Below are 16,500 nucleotides of genomic sequence, written 5' to 3'. Positions count from 1 at the left end.
GCTAAACCGACATAAGTGTAATCCATAACGAAAACAATACGAAATATATATCCAACAACATCGGCGAGGATGTCCAAACAATGTCTGACACCAATAAGAATTCAGACGATACTCGACTGGTTTACGATCAACTAACTACAGCCGTTGACGGTATACGCTTTCAACGAAACCACGTTTTAATATTATTGCTCGTCGGATTCGGCATGCTTTTCGACGCTATCGAGCAGTATAACGTCGGATACGCCGGCCCATTTCTGATGGACAATTGGGATATCAGTACCGCCCAAGTTGGGCTGTTGACGACAGCGACGTTCGGCGGACTCGCGGTCGGGTCCATCATCGCGGGTATTTCGAGCGATCTGTATGGGCGACGCATCACATACATGTACAACCTATTGTTGTTCACGGTCGGCGGGTTGGTTTCGGCGTTCGCCCCCAATTACGATTTTCTTCTCGTCGCGCGAGTGGCGGTCGGGCTCGGTCTTGGCGGCGAAATGAGCGCGGCGTTAACGTTGGTCTCAGAAGTCACGCCAACGCGTGCAAGGGGGACGGCGCTTGGGTGGGTGAACATCTCGGCCGGCGGAATCGGGATCTTTGTCGCCGGAGGATTGGCCACGCTGATCCTCGGTCCACTCAGCCCATTCTTGGGGGGCGATTCGACTGCCTGGCGATATCTCCTCGGGATACTGATTATCCCGGCTCTTTTCGTATTCTATTTCCGTCGGTATCTGCCGGAGACTCCGCGATTCTTGGTCAGTACCGGTCAAATAGGTCGCGCCAACCGGGTTTTATCCCAGCTTGCGACCGGAAAACTGCATCCCGTCAAAAATCTGAATATCACGAGGTACATTTCCGGCGAGGAAGGAAAGACGCTCACTCGCGAAAAGGTACGAATTTCGGAGATGTTTAAAGGCGGGCTTCTTCGCCGCACGGTTGTCCTGTGGATTCTCGAAATAACGACATTCCCCGCTCAGGTCGCCGTTACAAGCCTTATGCCATCAATTCTCGTCAGTCGGGGCATCAGCAAGGACTTCAGCCTCACCTTTGCTTCGCTTATCAACGTCGGCAGCCTGGCTGGCGCCATATTGGCGGCCACATTTGCGTTCTATTTCCCGCGGCGACTTGTCTTCGTGGGCTGTGCGATCGTCGCCATCATCACATCCGTTGGGTTTGGCTTCAGTGCCTCCTCGATAGCCATGATCGTATTCGGCATGCTCGCATCGCTCGCGTACATGATCTTGAATACCTCGGTCTGGCTGTACAACCCGGAGATCTACCCGACCCGTCTGCGCGGTATAGGAACCGGAGTCGGCACCGCAATAGGTCTTGCGGCGGCTTCGATCTTTCCAGCGTTCGCCGGTCGTCTCATCGATAAGGATCTGAGCTCGACGCTCTTTGTCATCATCGCCGTCATGTACGCCGTCTTCGCGATCGCAGCGATCTTTGGCCCGGAGACGCACAAAAAGTCACTCGAACAAATCGCGAGCGATGCTTAAACGGATCGTCGCAACGCGGGGTTACCGCGAGAGGAGCAATCAATATGACTACTGACCGCGACCTCGTCGGCTACGGCGGTAATCCGCCGACCGCCGAATGGCCGGATGGCAAAAAGCTGGCACTTTCGATTGTCGTGAACTACGAGGAAGGTTCCGAGCGCAGCCACTGGTACGGCGACGACGCGCAGGAGTCAGACACCGAGTGGGGTAAGTCGCCCGTTCCATCGACGGTGCGTGATCTCGCGATGGAGTCCATGTACGAGTATGGTTCACGAGTCGGCATCTGGAGGATCCTTCGCGTCCTTGACGAGCTCGGCGTCCGCGCGACTCTCTTCACCTGCGCGGAGGCACTGAGACTCAATCCGCCGCTGGTACGGAAGGTAGCGACGTCCGACCATGAAGTGTGCAGTCATGGCCTTCGGTGGGAGGAGATCTTTCGACTGGACGAAGAAACCGAGCGACAACACATGCGCGAAGCGATCGACCTGTTCGAAGATCTAATTGGCGCTCGACCACGCGGATGGTATTGCCGCTTCGGTCCGAGCGTGAACACCCGAAACCTTGTCGTTGAAGACGGTGGGTTTTCGTACGACTCGGATAGTTACAACGACGATGTCCCCTTTTTCGTCGATGTTGACAGACAAGAGCACCTGGTCGTTCCGTACACCGCGGATGTGAATGACTTGCAATGGTGGACCGGAAACGCGTCAACGTCTGATGACTTCCTTGCGTACATGAAAGACAGTTTCAACGAATTGCACAGCGAATCCCAGACCACGCCTCGAATGATGTCGATCGGATTACATTGCCGCGTCATCGGACGCCCCGGCCGCATCGGTGCGCTACGGGAATTCATCCAGTATGCGCAACAATTTTCCGATGTCTGGATCACGACTCGCTCCGAGATCGCTGACTGGTGGCACAAATTGCACAGCGAAGGGGTGGTCTGAATGAGTCCCGACGAGCTTCCGGAAGGCGTGATAAAACGTCGGCTACCGCCGCAAGCAGAATCACCGACCGGTGGCATGCTGCTCGATCACGAGGTGCAAGCGAATATTGACTGCTGTCTCGGAGTCGCCCGTATTGCGGCGGGGTCACCGGACACTCTCACCGAGATGTCCCACGAGACAGCCGAGGTCATGTACGTCGGCTCCGGGTCCGGCGAATTGCGAAGCGGTTCCGCGGCGATGCCGTTTACCACAGGCGAGGCACTGTACATACCAAGTGGCATATGGCATCGGATCGTCAACACCGGTTCCGAGGAAATCATCTCGGTCTTTTCCTTTCCGCATTCGAACCGGCCACCGAGCCGAACGCGCACATTAACGAACACCGAAGCCAGAAAGGACGAGGACGATGGAGAAATATGATCTCGTAATACACGGCGGGGTCGTTGTCAATTCCGACAAGACCGTCGCCATGAACATTGCCATATCCAATGGGATCATCAGAGAACTTTTGCACCCGGAAGTTCTCCTTCCGCCCAGTGACCGTTCAATCGACGCCGCTGGGAGAATGATATTTCCCGGCGGCGTTGATCCGCATTGCCACGTGGGTCAACGCTTGGGTACCTATGCCGGCTTGGACGATTATCAAAGCGCGAGTACTGCCGCGCTTTTTGGTGGAACCACCACTATCGTCGACTTTGCGATTCCGCAGCCAGATGAAAACCCCGTTGCCGTGCTACGCGACCGTCAAGCCCTGGCGGCGAATGCCCGCAGCAGCGTGGCTTTTCACGGCTGCATCGTCGAACCCGAGTCGCCGGTTTCCAAGCTGGTCGCACAAATGGTCGAACTCGGTGTACGGACGGTCAAACTCTTCACGACGTATCGTGGCGAAGTTATGGCTAGCAAGCAGACCATACTCGACGTGATGCGTAGTTTGAAGCAATACGGCGGAATGCCGTATGTGCATGCTGAAGCGAATCATTTTGTCGAAGACTCACAGCACAAAATGCGGGAGCTGTCGAAGCTCGACGCTGCCAGCATGCCGCAGACACGGCCGGCCATTGCAGAACTGGCAGCCGTGAGTGAAACTATCGACCTTGCACGCTATGCGGACTCCCCGGTCTACTTCGTTCACCAAACGACGGGAGAAGCGGTCGATCTCGTGTCTGCTGCCCGCGATCATGGCGTCGCGGCCCATTCAGAAGTCTGTCCGCACTATCTTTCGTTGACTGATGAGAAGTATTCGGACGTCCACCCCGAACGCTTCGTCTGCTGCCCGCCGTTACGAGACTCCGCAACCGTCGAGGAACTCAATGCCCGTGCGGTTATCGGAAAAATCGACACGATCGGCTCCGACCATTGTTGCTTTTCCACCGGCCAAAAGGCCGAAAGCGCGCACGACGTTACGCAAATGCCGAATGGCTTGCCCGGCGTCGAAACGAGACTACCCGTCGCCTTCACGACCTTGGTCGTCGACCACGGCATGTCCATCAACGATTTTGTCGGCGCATTCTCAACCGCTCCTGCCCGGTTGAACGGTCTTGAGAACAAGGGTCATATCGGCGTCGGATTCGATGCGGACTTGGTCATCCTGGATGATTCATCGACCAGGACAGCGACTTCGGAGGCCTTGCACATGGCAACTGATTACACGCCATATGAGGGACGAAACTTTCACGGATGGCCCGAAGTGGTCATCTGCCACGGGAAAGTCGTCATCGAGGGCGATGAATTCATCGATCCAGGACCCGTCGGTAGCACCCTGCAAGCGCAGGCAATCCACGTCACGTCGCGGTCTCATTCCTGACAATTTTCACATAAAATGCGGGCGGGGATCGGCCAGTTTATGATATCCGGGCCAGTTCCAGGGATGTCCGCAAGACGTTTTCGATGTCTGCCGGGAGCCGGGGCGAATTCGCCGAACGACCGATTCACCCGCGCAGCAGGTGGTCGTTCCACGCATCCAGCCGGGCACGAAGCCGCTCACCAGTGAGATCGGGACGCGCAACTCCCTCGTAGTTCGGTGCCCATTCTTCGACTCGATCCTCGGCCCTGGCGCCGGCGTGCAGATCCCACAGACGCATGCGTCGGATCTTCACGCCTGCGGCGTCGTCGTATGCTGCCAGGAAGACGTCCGGCGCATCACCGCGGCCGTGCAGCAGTGCCAGATCCTGACGGCACCATGCAAGATCAATCCCGCGCGGAGCGCGGTGGGCGCCGGACCAATCGACAACACCGGTCAATCGCACGCCGTCCCACACCGTATTGCCCGACCAGAAGTCACCGTGCGTAAACACAAGTTCACTCATGTCGAGGTCGGACCATCGCCTCTTAATCTCGCGAGCGCAAGGGCCCGCACCTATCGGGGGAAACGGAACGCCACTCGGTAATCCGCCGGCGTCCTGCTCATGCACTCGCGCAAGCGTACGGCCCAACTCCGCAGCCAGCACTGCCGGATCGAGGCCCGGATCCGGAGGGGCGCCGGGCACGTACGACGTGAGTATTCGTGGCGATGACGCAGACGTATCGGCGGCTACAAGTTGCGGACAGCTGCCGCCGAGAGACGCTAATTTGCTTAGCACGGTTCTCTCCCGCAGGACCGCGTCATCGCCTGCCGGAAAACGACGGAAGACGAGGCGCTCGGAGCCGGCGGCAACCTCAAAGGTTTCGGCATGTTGGCCGCCGCCCAGTCGTCGGACGACGCGCACCGAGGAAACGCCGAAGGCCCGGCGTATCCATTCGGTCTCGCACTCGCTCAGCACCAGAACCACAGTACCTTGGATCTTTCATCCCCTACACGTCAGTGCAGGACGCATAGGGGGCAGAGTTATCGAGTAGCTCGAAGGCGCGTCGCACGAGCTAGAGAGTGGGAACGCGTTCGAAATCCAACCGCCGAAGGTCCATAGCGGCTGCGTCGAAACGTTCCACCGAGATGAACCGCGCCAGCCAGCGCTTGCGCAATACCGCCGCTGTCTCAACGTCAACCAGATCCGGCGCGGCAAGGTCGCGCGCGGGCACGTTCGTCGCCGAAGAATGACGATGGCCGAGCACTACCACGATCCGAGCGATCGTCAGACCAATTGTCGGGACGACACTGAATCAAGCTCTGATTGCAGGGAGACCAACACCGGATAGAGCTTCTTTCTCGGTCGGCGCGCCGACGAAGATTTCGGTACCCACCGCTCAATTGTCCAAGGCTCACGGCCTCCACTACGCGGCAGGGCGGCCCACGAGCCCGTCGAGGGACATTGGAGATTTATCGTAACGGAGCGAGCCGCGTGGCCGCTGTTGTCGTTCGTCTCTAGCACGGGTCACTCACTACCGGGCACCCGAAGAATCACGCCGGCCCCTACCAATACCGACTCTCACCGGTCTGAGAATAATCGGGCCAGGGCAGATCGATCGGCGCTTCGAAATCCGCAGGCAGCAGGGCCGGTATCGGCTCGGCCGCAACACGCGAATCGAACTCCTGCTTGGCAGCGGTGAGCAGTTCGGGGCTCGTGAACAGGTCGAGGAACGTGCCGGCGATCGTCTTACCGGTTGTCACGATTGTCGGGGCGATAGTGGCGGGGATTCCACCGAGAGCGTTCATCACCCATGCCGGATACGGCCCGGCGCCGGCGACGGGCTCGAGCGCCGGGCGCGCAACGTAGAACCGCACGAGGGGCGCGTAGTGCGACATCTCGACGTAATCGTCGCTCGTCCAGTTTCGCTGCCAAGCCGGCATATGCTCGCGCAGTTTCCGCTCGGCTTGCTGCGGCGAAATCAGCTGCTCGGTTTGCCGTAAAAACGGTCGATCCGACGACTCGTGGCCAAGCGATTCCTGGATCCCGCGGGCGACATCGACGGCTTCGGGCCCGTACACGGGAGCGCCGACTTGTTCGAGATTCGCATACAGCGCGTCGGCGAGGACGTGGTTGGCTCGTCCGGGGCGGCTGCGCGCGACCCAGCGGTCGTCGCTCTCGCAATGCGCCATCATCGCCGCCGCCTCGGCATTTCGATCGAGCACCGCGCAAATATGTTCCGCCATCTCGATATCGGGGGTGCGCCAGGAAAACTGGATGCGCGCGACCCGCTGCGGCAGATTGTCCGCCGTGGCCTGGCCATCGGTCAGAATCGCATCGGAAAAGCTCCAACCGCCGGTCGCCGGCAACATCGAGTCGAGCATCGTGCGCGACGCCGTGTACATCTGCATCAGCGCCACGTTGGCGCCCGGGGCCCTGGCGGCCGAGTGTGATGCGGGAATCGGCGAGTTGGGATCGGTGCTCGACATCTGCCACGTCTCCGGCCGGTCGCACGTGAACGTGTACACCTTGCTGAAATACGCCCCGCAGTGGGTGTCCCAGCGGGCGGTATTGCACAACGGGAGCATGTAGAACGGGTGGAAGGACACGATTGCATCGGCGTCGTCGTAATAGCCGCGTAGCCCGTGCACCACTTTGGACCCGTGCATCTTCTCGGCAGGCTCACCCGTGTATTTCAGCGTGCCGGTGACGCCATGTTGTTCCATGGCGTGCTTGGTGGCCAGGAGCCCGGCGAGAGTCGAAATGCCGAGAGCCGAATGTGGATCGGTGTGTCCCGGGGCGAATCGGCTGAGCCCCTGCCGGGGCTCTTCCGCCGTGGAGGCCGCTTGATTATTGCCCGGCACCGCGTCATATTCGGCGTACGTCAGCAGCGTGGGGCCATCACCATTGCTCCAAATCGCGCAGAAGGCAGTCGGCATGCCCGCCGAACCGTCCTCGACGTCGAACCCTTCGCCCCGTAGCGTCTCCACGTACCAACGTTGCGATTTGTACTCACGCCATGCCGGTTCGGCAAGTTCCCAGATGTGCGTGTGCCACTGCACGAGTTGCTCAAGGTGGTCATCGATCCACTTCCGGGCAGTCTGCTTCACTTCATCCGTTAATGACGCCACGATCATGCCCTTCCCTCATCGGAGTCCATCGGCCGGTTCACCGGGGTGTCCGGCACGCCGTCCGCAATCAACGTGATGGCGTTCTGCGCTTGGATCCGCACATATTCAACCTCGGTGCGCTCTGAGAAATAGGCGATGTGCGGCGTCAGCACCACGTCGTCGCGCCCCACAAGCGGGTGGCCCGGCGGCGGCGGTTCTTCATCGAGGACATCGAGGGCCGCTCCGGCCAGGTGTCCGGAATCAAGCGCCGCGGCGAGCGCAGCGGAGTCCACGAGGGCGCCTCGCGACACATTCACGAGCACGGAGCCCGCCGGCATGTCGGCGACAAATGCGTCGTCGATCATGTGCTCGGTTTCCTCGGTGAGCGGCAAGTGCAGCGACAACACGTTCGCGCCGCTACGCACCTCCTCGAGGCTCGTCCGCGTCACTCCGGCACGCTCGAGGTCCGCCCGTACGTCCGGAGTCTCCGGAAGAAGCGGATCATATCCGAGTATCCGGCCGAAAAGCGGGCCGGCGACTCTGGCAAGTTCACGCCCGATCCGGCCAAGGCCGACGATGCCAAGCGTGATTTCACTCAAGCGCGGCGGCGCCTGCGGAGCACGCCCGTTCCAGTCCGTCGGATTGGCCGAAGTCGTGTAAAACCTCAATTGCCGCACGCTGTGCAGCAGTAGCGCGAGCGCATGTGCCGCGACCTCTTCGGTCGCGGCGCCGGGAACGTTCGTCACCCACACGCCGTGTTCGCCGGCGGCGTCGAGGTCGACGTAGTCAAAACCCATGGACATCAGGGCCACGACCTTCAGCCGCGGCAGCGCCTCGATGATCTCCCGGGTGATCGGCGCATATCCGGGCAGGAGCGCATCGGCCTCGCGAGCGCCGGCGATGATTTCCCGCGGATCACGAGTGCCGAGTACGCGTACTTCGAAGCCGTGCTTTTCCAGAAGGTCGATCCCGGGCGCGGGGTCTGTGTCGTCGACGTCGGTGTAGACCGCAATTGGCCGCGTTGCTGTGCTATGTGACATGTTCTCTCCCCTATTCGGCCTCGCGCTCGCGCACGATTGCCTGCGCCATGGCCGTCATGAGCTCATAGGCGACGTGGCTCGCAGCGATCCCCGTCATCTGCGCGTGGTCGTACGCAGGTGCCACCTCGACCACGTCGGCTCCGACGATACGGAGATCGGTGAGCCCACGGATGAGTCTGAGCAGCTCGCGGCTCGTCAAGCCTCCTGCTTCGGGGGTTCCGGTTCCGGGCGCGTGGGCCGGGTCGAGCACGTCAATGTCGACGGAAATGTACAGCGGTTTGTCGCCGACCCGCTTCCGGATCCTCGCCAGTGCCGAGGGGATCCCGTGTTCTTCGACGTACTCGCTGGTGACGAGCGAGAAACCGAGCCGCTCGTCGTCCTCGAGGTCCTGTTTGCCGTACAACGGACCGCGGGTGCCGACATGCATGGACGCCGTCCGGTCGATGAGTCCCTCCTCCGACGCGCGGCGAAACGGCGTACCGTGCGTGACGGGCTCCTCGAAATAGGTGTCCCAAGTGTCAAGGTGCGCGTCAAAATGCAGGACGGCGACGGGTCCGCATTTCGCGTTGATCGCCTGGAGAAGCGGGTAGGCGATCGTATGGTCGCCGCCGAGGGTGAGGATCCGGCTCACGGAGCTTCCCAGTTCGGCTGCGGCGTCGGCGACCTGACGTACCGCTTTGTCGATGTGGTACGGGTTCGCGGCGATGTCGCCGGCGTCCGCGACCTGCACTGCTTCCCACCCGGAGAAGTCCTGCGCCGGGTTGTAGGGGCGCAGTAAACGGCTCGACGCCCGCACATGTTCGGGGCCGAACCGCGCGCCCGGCCGGTAGCTGACGCCGGTATCGAACGGAATGCCGACTACCGCGATGTCGGTTCCGTCGACGTCCTCAATGCGGGGCAGCCTGGCGAACGTGGAAAGCCCGGCAAACCTCGGAGTCTTTGACGCGTCCAGCGGTCCAACTGGTGTGCGGTTCATGGAGTGTCCTACCTAAAGTTCGACTGATCGATGTGGATAAGTTGCAAGCCGCCGCCCGCGACCGCCGCGTCGATAGCGTCGGCCAGCTCGTGCCCGGAGACGGCCCGGCGCCCGGTGCCGCCGAATGCCGTGGCGACCGCGGCCCAGTCCGGCTGCGCCAGGTCGACGGCGACCGGCGCGATGCCGACGTCCGCTTCGTTCTGCTTGATTTCGGCGTACCCGCCGTTGTCGATCACGATCACCGTCACGTCGAGGTGCTGTTCGACGATCGTCATGAGTTCCTGAATCGAGAACATGAGCGCGCCGTCGCCGGTGACGACGAAGGTGGGTCGGTTCGGAGCGGCTATGCGGGCGCCGAGCCCGGCAGGGAGGCCGTAGCCGAGTGTGGCGTACGTCGACATGTACGGCGTCGAGTTCGGCGCAGTGACCCGCAATGTGTTGAGCAGCCCCCAATAGGCGATCTGCGAGGAGTCCGTCGCGACGATGGCATTCTCCGGCAGCACTGCGGCGAGGTGGTCGGCAAGCCGAGCATTGTCATGCGACAGCTCGGCCACCTCGGAACGCACCGCCGCTCGCGTTTCTTCCGCGCGATGATTGGTGCCGGGCTCGCCGCTGCCGAGCGCGTCGGCGAGTGCGGCGAGCGCCACCCGCGCATCGGCGACGATCCCGACGTCAGCGGTTTGATTTTTGTCCAGCTGGGATTCAAGCACGTCGATGCGAATCACCCGGCCGCGAGCGCCCAGCCGGTCGACCCACAGTTCGGCGTCGCCGAGCTTGGACCCGACGACGAGCAGCACGTCGGCATCTCGGGCGCGGTTCCGCGCGGCGGCCAGTCGCAAATTCGATCCCAGGGACAGCGGATGGTGTTCATCGAGCACCCCTTTCGCGTTCAGCGTCGTCACGACGGGGGCGCCGAGCCGTTCGGCGACGGCCTGCAACTCGGCGCTCGCATGCCGTGAGCCGCCTCCGGCTAGGATGACGGGGTCGGCGGCGGCGTCCAGCAGCTTGGCCGCTTCGCTGATCGCGTTCGCATCCGGGCCGGGCGTCGGCTCGGCCGACCGGGCGGCAAGCACCTCGCCGGCGAGCGCTGTTTCCTCTTCGAGCAGGTCGAGCGGGATCTCGATATAGACGGGCCGCGGACGCCCCGCCCGGAACAACTCGAACGCTCCGTGGACGGCGTCGACCGCCTCCTGCGCCGACTGCACGCGATGCGCTCGTTCGACAATCGCCGAAGCGGCGCCGAACTGGTCTTTGGTTTCATGCAGCGTTCCGGCGTCGGCGAACTCGCTTCCCCGCGACGGGCCCGGCGCGAGCAGGATCATCGGGCGGGATTCGCAATACGCGGTGCCGGCCGCCGATAGCGCGTTCAGCAGACCGGGCCCGCTCGTGGTCAGGACGACGCCCGGCTTGCCGGTCTGCAATGACCACCCGTCGGCAGCGTATCCCGCGCCTTGTTCGTGGCGGGTGGTGACCGGACGGATCCCGAGGGGCGTCAGCGGGCGGTACAGCTCGAGGTTGTGGGTGCCCGGGATGCCGAACACGGTGTCAATACCGTAATTGCGCAGCGTCTCGATGACTGCCCATCCGGTCGTGCGCTTGGGTGTAGTTTCCATCTGTCATTCGCTCTCTTCGCGTGGTGCTCGTTTGGGTCAAGACGGCCGGGGTGAGGAGCTGGGATTAGGCGTTCGCTTGGAACCGCGCGCTCCCGTCGACCCAGGTCTCCACGACCGGTATTGCCGCAATTGACTCCGGGGACGCCTCCAATGGGTTGTCACCGAGCACGACAAAGTCGGCTCGTTTACCGGGGGTGAGCGACCCGAATTCGTTGTCGCGTCCGAGCGACACGGCGCCTTCGAGCGTGTGGGCGCGCAAAGCGGCTTCCGCAGAGATGCACAAGTCATCCGGCCCCAGCTTGTGGCCCCGGCGGGTCACCCGTGTGACGGCGGCCTGGATAGCTTCGAGCGGCAGCGGTTCGGCGACCGGCGCGTCCGACGAAAGCGTCGCCGGTACCCCGGCGTCCCGGAACTCCCCCAACGGGTTGAACCGTTCACCGGGTGTGCCGATGGCCTGTTCGACGCCCTCGCCCCAGTTGTAATAATGCTGGGTCTGATTGACCGGGCGGATGCCGAGTTCGGCCATTCGCTTGATGTCCACGGGGTCGGGCAGGCCGCAATGCTCGATGCGGTGGCGCGCATCGGCGTCGGGCCGGTCTTTCAGTGCTTGCTCGATAGCGTCGACAACCATGGTGATCGCGGTCGGTGACTGTGCGTGCGTCGCGGTCTGCAGCCCCGCGGCGTGGGCTGTGCGCACGAGTTCGGTGTACTCGCCCGGTTGATGGTAAAGCTGCCCGGTGCGACACGGGTCTCCGACGTACCCTTCGGGAAAGTACGCCGTCCAGCCGCCGAGCGTTCCGTCGGCGTACAGCTTGATGCCCGCGATCGAAAGGAAGGCGTTGCCGAACGGCCCGGTGAGGCCAAGCTCGATGACCTGTTCCAGCAAATGGGAAAGGAAGTACATCGATACGCGCACCTGGAGCGCCCCGCGGTCGGCCATCTCCAGATAGGCGGCGAGTTCACGCTTCGACACTTGCGCGTCGCCGAGGGCCGTGACGCCGCCGGCGAGGAATTCTTTCTGGACCAGGTCGAGCTGACGTTGGTGTTCAGCCGGCTCGTCGGAGAGGTGAAAGTTCGGTCCGTGGTGGCCGATCTTGACGCCGTGTAGTCCGGTGAGCATGTTGCAGGCGGCATCCGAAAGCTCGCCGGTGAGTTCACCCGACGCATCGCGGAAGTACTCGCCGCCTTCGGGATTTGCCGTGTCCCGGGTGACGCCGTACTTGTCGAAGGTGAAGCTGTTCACCACCCCGCCGTGTCCGGAGGCGTTCATGATGTACACCTCACGGTCGGTGGCGATCTCGTCGAGTTCCTCCTTGGTCGGATGCCGGCGTTCGGCGAGGTTGCGCTGTTCATAGCCGTATCCGCGTACCGGCACGCCGGCGGGCAACTTTGTCGCCTTCTCGCGCATGAGTTCGACGATCTCCGGGATGGACCCGGCGCGCCCTGGGCCCACGTCGACCCAGGTGAGCATTTGCCCGTACATCAGCGGGTGGGCGTGCGCATCGACGAAGCCGGGGACGACGGTCGCGCCGGGAAAGTCCTCTCGCATCGGGGTCAGACCGGAGTTTCGTGCCGCGGTCTCGACTTCGTCAAGGCTGCCGATCGCCACGATTTTTCCGCGCTCGATGAGCATGGCTTCGACGGTCGGGCTGTTGTCGTCGACCGTCAGGATTGTTCCGGCCGTGATGATCGTCGGTGCCGAATCGCGATCATCGTATGTTGCAAGGTGCCGCACTTATGCCTCTCTTGGGGTGTCGAAGGTGGTGGGGTCCGCACGTGGCGTCAAGGATCCGGTAACCGGCTCGGCGTCCGAGTGTTGCGGAGCGAAGAGCGCACCGAAGAATGCGACTGCCGCAAGCAGCCCGAAGAACGCGACCACCGACCAGAAGTTGCCGGTCGCGGCCATGAGTCCGGAGGCGATCGCCGGCGACAGCCCGCCCCACACGGCTGCGCCGACGCCGTACGACAGCGACATCGACGTGTAGCGCGCCTGCGGCCGGAACATTTGCGTCATGACCGTCGACAAGGAAGCCCACGCGCCGCTGAGCGTGAGTCGGATGAGGGACACGAGCACGTAGATCATCGCCACGTTGTGGTTTTGGATCACCAGCACCAGCGGGATCACCACGATGAAGGACAGCACGGTGCCCAGGTAAATGATCGTCTTGCCGCCCCACTTGTCGCCGAGCAGGGCAAGAGGCAGCGTGACGAGGGTTTCGATGAACGATGCGACGGTCATCGCGCCCAAGATGATCGCGGCCGAGAGTCCCACTTGCGGGCTCGTCGCATAGTTTTGCACGAAGGTCGTGGCGATGACGTACCCGCCGGACGACATCGCGATGATCCCGAACCCGCACAGCATCGGCCACCAGTTGTTCTTCAGGGCGAACAGGATCGGCGTCGATTGTTTGTGGCCTTCGATCTTGGCCTCGAAGACGGGGGTTTCCTCGACCCGGTAGCGAACCCAGATGCCGACGGCGATCAGCACAATGCTGAACAGGAACGGCACGCGCCAGCCCCAGTCGATGAGCACGTCGTCCCCCATGGAGGAGAGAATCCAGAATGCTCCCGAGGAGATGAGGGCGCCGAGCGGGTTGCCGAGCTGCGTGAAACCGCCGTAGAAGGTTTTGAACTTCGGCGGCGCGCTTTCGACCGACATCAGACTGGCGCCGCCCCACTCGCCGCCGACCGCGAGGCCCTGCACGGCACGCAGCACGATGAGCAGAATGGGTCCTATGATGCCGATGGAGCCGTAGCTGGGCAGGCAGCCGACTAAGACCGTGGCGACGCCCATGGCCAGTAGCGTCACGGTGAGGGCCGGTTTGCGGCCGAGTTTGTCGCCGATATGCCCGAAGATGATGCCGCCGAGCGGGCGCATGAAAAACGCCACCGCGTACGTGCCGAAGGACGCCAGGGTGCCCAAGGCGGGCGTCATCTCCGGGAAGAACACGTGCGGGAACACGATGGCCGCGGCGGTGGCGTAGACGTAGAAGTCGTACCACTCGATCGTCGTTCCGACCACTGCGGCTAGGCCGCCCTTCAACGCCCGTCGATGGGAATTCGTCGATGGCTGGTGGGCCTGTGTAGACATGCAAAGCTCCTTTGCCCGTATGTTGCCGCTCCGGCTGCGTCGACACTACGGGAGCCCGGAATGATGCGGAAGAGGTTAGGGTACTGCGTGGCGATTGTTCGCCGACGATGTGTCTCGTGTGACCACAACTTCGCCCGGCAGACGACGTCGTCACCGGATTTCACGATCGTTTTGCAGTCCGTGCAGGGCAAATTCGCGTGAATCGACTATTTTTGAGACAAGGTCGCCTCAGGCTCACGAATCATCTTCAGGAAGTGGCAGCATGGACACCGACGACGCGTTGGACGCCGGCCTGATCCGAGCACTGCAAGAGGACGGCCGAGCGAGTATCAGCGATCTGGCCGACGAGTTCGGCATCTCCCGGGATCTCGTCTCGCAGCGGCTGCACCATCTCACCAGTCACGAGGGGCTGCGGATCGTTGCCGCGGTCGATCCGGTGTTCGCCGGGCACCGCCTGCTCACGCATGTGCGGGTGAGCGTTGATGGGCCGGCCGATCCGATCGCCCGCAAACTCGCCGAGCTTCCGGACCCTGTTTTCGTCTCGATGGTCAGCGGAAGTCATCCGCTCGTCTTCGAGTCGCGGCACGCGAACGCCGACGAGCTTCACGATTTACTGGCGCGCGTGCGAGCCATGCCGACGGTACAAAAACTGCAGGTGACGACCTACGTGAAAGTGCTCAAAGGCTTCTTCGTGGCAGGCCGCCGGGGCGAAGTTGTCTTGGACGAACTGGATCACGAACTCATCGCGATGCTGCAGGACGACGGTCGGGCAAGCTTTCGCTCGCTATCGGATGCCGTGCATCTTTCGGCCTCATCAGTCCGGGCGCGGGTACGAAAGCTGATCGATGCGGGCGTCATTCGCATTTCCGCGCTCAAGTCCGGCGGATTGTCGAGGAACCGCGTGGCAATCGGCATCGGAATCACGGCTCGCGGCGATGTCGAACCAATCACAAGACTGATCATGGACTCGCCCGCCATCGACTTCGCGGCCCGCTCGCACGGCGACTACGATTTCGTGGCGACGATTATCGGTACGTCCTCGGCAAACGCGCTGGACATGCTTGAAAAACTGCGGACGCTGCCGGAGATCAGTTCGCTTGAGTCGTGGGCCCATCTGAACATCATCAAGGAGGATTACGCCCGAGCGATCGGGCAAGTCATGGGCTGACACGCCCCCGGAGGAGCGCGCGCTACCGCGAGCAGATCTCACTCGGGTTCCCACTCGAACGCGCCCCGACGAATCGCTGGTACCCGATATTCAAAGTGCGCTGAGGAAGACCACATCGTCGACGCGGAAATCCAGGATGACGCTGCGATTGACGCGAGTCTCGGCGGCAAGCGATGTCGGTGCTGCGATATATCGTTCGGGCATGAATAACGCAGAGATGGCACAACTGACAGCTTGGCACGATCAGGAAGACCGGCACGTTTCGTTGACTATCAGAAAACACGGCTGTTTCGTGCAAAGTGTTCTCGGGGAAGCTACGAGGCCACCATTCGCTTATACCGTTGGTCTGTTCGGAATGGGGCATCCGGAGCTGATCATATTCGGCCTCGACCACGAGTCCGCCTGTCACACGCTCAACTGGTTCTTCGAACGGATCCGCGGGGGTACGAATCTGAGCCCGGGCGAGATAGTCAAGCCCGCCGATGAGGCACCACGATTCCTCGTCGAGACGTTTCCCGATCCTGCCGACTTCCTCTTCGCCGCTAATCGTCACTATCGCCGGTCGGACGACGCTTCGGTGCCCGCCTACCAGCTCACCTGGGACGTCGACGGAAAATTCTCGTGGGACCCCGGCTACCCGTATCCCGACTGGTTGCAGCCGCGCCCGGGAGAAGCCCAGGCATGACAACACCGACGCTCAGGTAGGCGAACTGCTTGACGAGATGCGCGGGGATCACTGACTGGTGGCCGCAACGTTGTACTTCGGCGCTAAGCCGAGGCGTCATCGACGCCGGGGCCACGCTCGACGGAATCATCGGCGAGGTGATCCAGGATCCGCTCGTTGAGAGTTGTAAGCGTGTCGAGTTCGGCCGGGGTGAATAGGTCGACGAAGTCCCGTCGGACGTTGCGTACGTGCTGCGGCGCTGCCTCCTCGATGGCGTGGCGTCCGGCGGGCAGCAGACGAATCACGACGCTGCGGGCATCGGCGGGGTTGGCCTCGCGAATAACCAGCCCTTGCTTTTGCATACCGCGAATCTGATGGGAAAGCCGGCTCTTCTCCCATGTCAGCAGGGAGCACAGTTCTTGCGCGGGGAGGCGATCCGTCGAGTCTCCCGACAGCACCGCGAGGACCTCGTAATCGGCCTGCGTGAGCTGCGAGTCCTGAAATAGACGCCGACCCAGGTGCACGTCGAGCCGGTGGCCGGCATGCTTGAACGTACGCCAGGCGCGGTCTTCGCGGGAGTCGAGCCATTTCGGTTCTTTCGGCATGCCTCC

The 16,500-nt window shown here is 62.2% G+C and carries 14 protein-coding genes; 6 read left to right on the top strand and 8 right to left on the bottom strand.

Features of this window, described 5'->3' with window-relative positions:
• Positions 1 to 80 precede the first annotated feature (80 nt).
• Genes BJY26_RS06160 through BJY26_RS06145 form a run of 4 tightly spaced genes read left to right on the top strand, consistent with a single transcriptional unit; the run spans position 81 to position 4,250 of the window.
• Positions 81 to 1,496 carry an MFS transporter gene (locus BJY26_RS06160; RefSeq protein ID WP_179426604.1) on the top strand — a complete coding sequence of 472 codons (1,416 nt, stop codon included), beginning with the start codon at positions 81 to 83 and terminating at the stop codon, positions 1,494 to 1,496.
• A gap of 44 nt (positions 1,497 to 1,540) precedes the next feature.
• Positions 1,541 to 2,446: a polysaccharide deacetylase family protein gene (locus tag BJY26_RS06155; protein WP_179426602.1), complete on the top strand. Its 906-nt coding sequence runs from the start codon at positions 1,541 to 1,543 to the stop codon at positions 2,444 to 2,446.
• Positions 2,447 to 2,866 carry a cupin domain-containing protein gene (locus BJY26_RS06150; RefSeq protein WP_179426600.1) on the top strand — a complete coding sequence of 140 codons (420 nt, stop codon included), beginning with the start codon at positions 2,447 to 2,449 and terminating at the stop codon, positions 2,864 to 2,866.
• A complete protein-coding gene (locus tag BJY26_RS06145) occupies positions 2,853 to 4,250 on the top strand; it encodes an amidohydrolase family protein (RefSeq protein ID WP_179426598.1) in 1,398 nt (465 codons plus the stop codon). The genes BJY26_RS06150 and BJY26_RS06145 overlap by 14 nt, the downstream gene beginning before the upstream one ends.
• A gap of 124 nt (positions 4,251 to 4,374) precedes the next feature.
• On the opposite strand, the gene BJY26_RS06140 is transcribed toward BJY26_RS06145, so the two are convergent.
• From BJY26_RS06140 to BJY26_RS06110, 7 genes are all read right to left on the bottom strand, one after another.
• Complete coding sequence (locus tag BJY26_RS06140; RefSeq protein ID WP_237248942.1) at positions 4,375 to 5,151, bottom strand: phosphotransferase family protein; 777 nt, start codon at positions 5,149 to 5,151, stop codon at positions 4,375 to 4,377.
• Between the two features lie 641 nt (positions 5,152 to 5,792).
• Positions 5,793 to 7,364 (bottom strand): zinc-binding metallopeptidase family protein, encoded by a 1,572-nt coding sequence (locus BJY26_RS06135; protein ID WP_179426594.1) that lies wholly within the window; start codon positions 7,362 to 7,364, stop codon positions 5,793 to 5,795.
• Entirely contained in the window at positions 7,361 to 8,377 is a 1,017-nt protein-coding gene (locus BJY26_RS06130; protein ID WP_179426592.1) for a C-terminal binding protein, read from the bottom strand. Before BJY26_RS06130 ends, BJY26_RS06135 begins: the two co-directional genes overlap by 4 nt.
• A gap of 10 nt (positions 8,378 to 8,387) precedes the next feature.
• Positions 8,388 to 9,353 (bottom strand): agmatinase, encoded by a 966-nt coding sequence (gene speB / locus BJY26_RS06125; protein ID WP_179426590.1) that lies wholly within the window; start codon positions 9,351 to 9,353, stop codon positions 8,388 to 8,390.
• Between the two features lie 8 nt (positions 9,354 to 9,361).
• The gene (locus BJY26_RS06120) at positions 9,362 to 10,966 is read right to left on the bottom strand and encodes a thiamine pyrophosphate-binding protein (protein ID WP_179426588.1); all 1,605 of its coding nucleotides are present in this window, start codon (positions 10,964 to 10,966) and stop codon (positions 9,362 to 9,364) included.
• A gap of 64 nt (positions 10,967 to 11,030) precedes the next feature.
• Positions 11,031 to 12,701 carry an amidohydrolase gene (locus tag BJY26_RS06115; RefSeq protein ID WP_179426586.1) on the bottom strand — a complete coding sequence of 557 codons (1,671 nt, stop codon included), beginning with the start codon at positions 12,699 to 12,701 and terminating at the stop codon, positions 11,031 to 11,033.
• Positions 12,702 to 14,057 carry an MFS transporter gene (locus BJY26_RS06110; RefSeq protein ID WP_179426584.1) on the bottom strand — a complete coding sequence of 452 codons (1,356 nt, stop codon included), beginning with the start codon at positions 14,055 to 14,057 and terminating at the stop codon, positions 12,702 to 12,704.
• Positions 14,058 to 14,319: 262 nt separating this feature from the next.
• On the opposite strand from BJY26_RS06110, the gene BJY26_RS06105 reads away from it, so the two are divergent.
• Both BJY26_RS06105 and BJY26_RS06100 read left to right on the top strand, forming a co-directional pair.
• Positions 14,320 to 15,225, top strand: coding sequence for an Lrp/AsnC family transcriptional regulator (locus tag BJY26_RS06105; protein ID WP_179426582.1), 906 nt, complete (start codon positions 14,320 to 14,322; stop codon positions 15,223 to 15,225).
• 202 nt (positions 15,226 to 15,427) lie between these two features.
• The gene (locus BJY26_RS06100) at positions 15,428 to 15,910 is read left to right on the top strand and encodes a DUF4262 domain-containing protein (RefSeq protein WP_218852278.1); all 483 of its coding nucleotides are present in this window, start codon (positions 15,428 to 15,430) and stop codon (positions 15,908 to 15,910) included.
• Between the two features lie 83 nt (positions 15,911 to 15,993).
• Here BJY26_RS06100 and BJY26_RS06095 read toward each other — a convergent pair whose 3' ends face one another.
• On the bottom strand, positions 15,994 to 16,494 hold the full coding sequence (locus tag BJY26_RS06095) for a MarR family winged helix-turn-helix transcriptional regulator (RefSeq protein ID WP_179426580.1): 501 nt from the start codon (positions 16,492 to 16,494) through the stop codon (positions 15,994 to 15,996).
• Positions 16,495 to 16,500 lie beyond the last annotated feature (6 nt).

Source organism: Spelaeicoccus albus (assembly GCF_013409065.1).
In the GTDB taxonomy this organism is placed as follows: domain Bacteria; phylum Actinomycetota; class Actinomycetes; order Actinomycetales; family Brevibacteriaceae; genus Spelaeicoccus; species Spelaeicoccus albus.
This window is presented reverse-complemented; position numbering and strand designations above follow the sequence as displayed.

Bases quoted from the DNA above. Each gene is read 5' to 3' on its own strand.
- BJY26_RS06160 (WP_179426604.1), top strand. From the start codon at position 81: ATGTCTGACACCAATAAGAATTCAGACGATACTCGACTGGTTTACGAT.
- BJY26_RS06155 (WP_179426602.1), top strand. From the start codon at position 1,541: ATGACTACTGACCGCGACCTCGTCGGCTACGGCGGTAATCCGCCGACC.
- BJY26_RS06150 (WP_179426600.1), top strand. From the start codon at position 2,447: ATGAGTCCCGACGAGCTTCCGGAAGGCGTGATAAAACGTCGGCTACCG.
- BJY26_RS06145 (WP_179426598.1), top strand. From the start codon at position 2,853: ATGGAGAAATATGATCTCGTAATACACGGCGGGGTCGTTGTCAATTCC.
- BJY26_RS06135 (WP_179426594.1), bottom strand. From the start codon at position 7,364: ATGATCGTGGCGTCATTAACGGATGAAGTGAAGCAGACTGCCCGGAAG.
- BJY26_RS06130 (WP_179426592.1), bottom strand. From the start codon at position 8,377: ATGTCACATAGCACAGCAACGCGGCCAATTGCGGTCTACACCGACGTC.
- speB (WP_179426590.1), bottom strand. From the start codon at position 9,353: ATGAACCGCACACCAGTTGGACCGCTGGACGCGTCAAAGACTCCGAGG.
- BJY26_RS06120 (WP_179426588.1), bottom strand. From the start codon at position 10,966: ATGGAAACTACACCCAAGCGCACGACCGGATGGGCAGTCATCGAGACG.
- BJY26_RS06110 (WP_179426584.1), bottom strand. From the start codon at position 14,057: ATGTCTACACAGGCCCACCAGCCATCGACGAATTCCCATCGACGGGCG.
- BJY26_RS06105 (WP_179426582.1), top strand. From the start codon at position 14,320: ATGGACACCGACGACGCGTTGGACGCCGGCCTGATCCGAGCACTGCAA.
- BJY26_RS06100 (WP_218852278.1), top strand. From the start codon at position 15,428: ATGAATAACGCAGAGATGGCACAACTGACAGCTTGGCACGATCAGGAA.
- BJY26_RS06095 (WP_179426580.1), bottom strand. From the start codon at position 16,494: ATGCCGAAAGAACCGAAATGGCTCGACTCCCGCGAAGACCGCGCCTGG.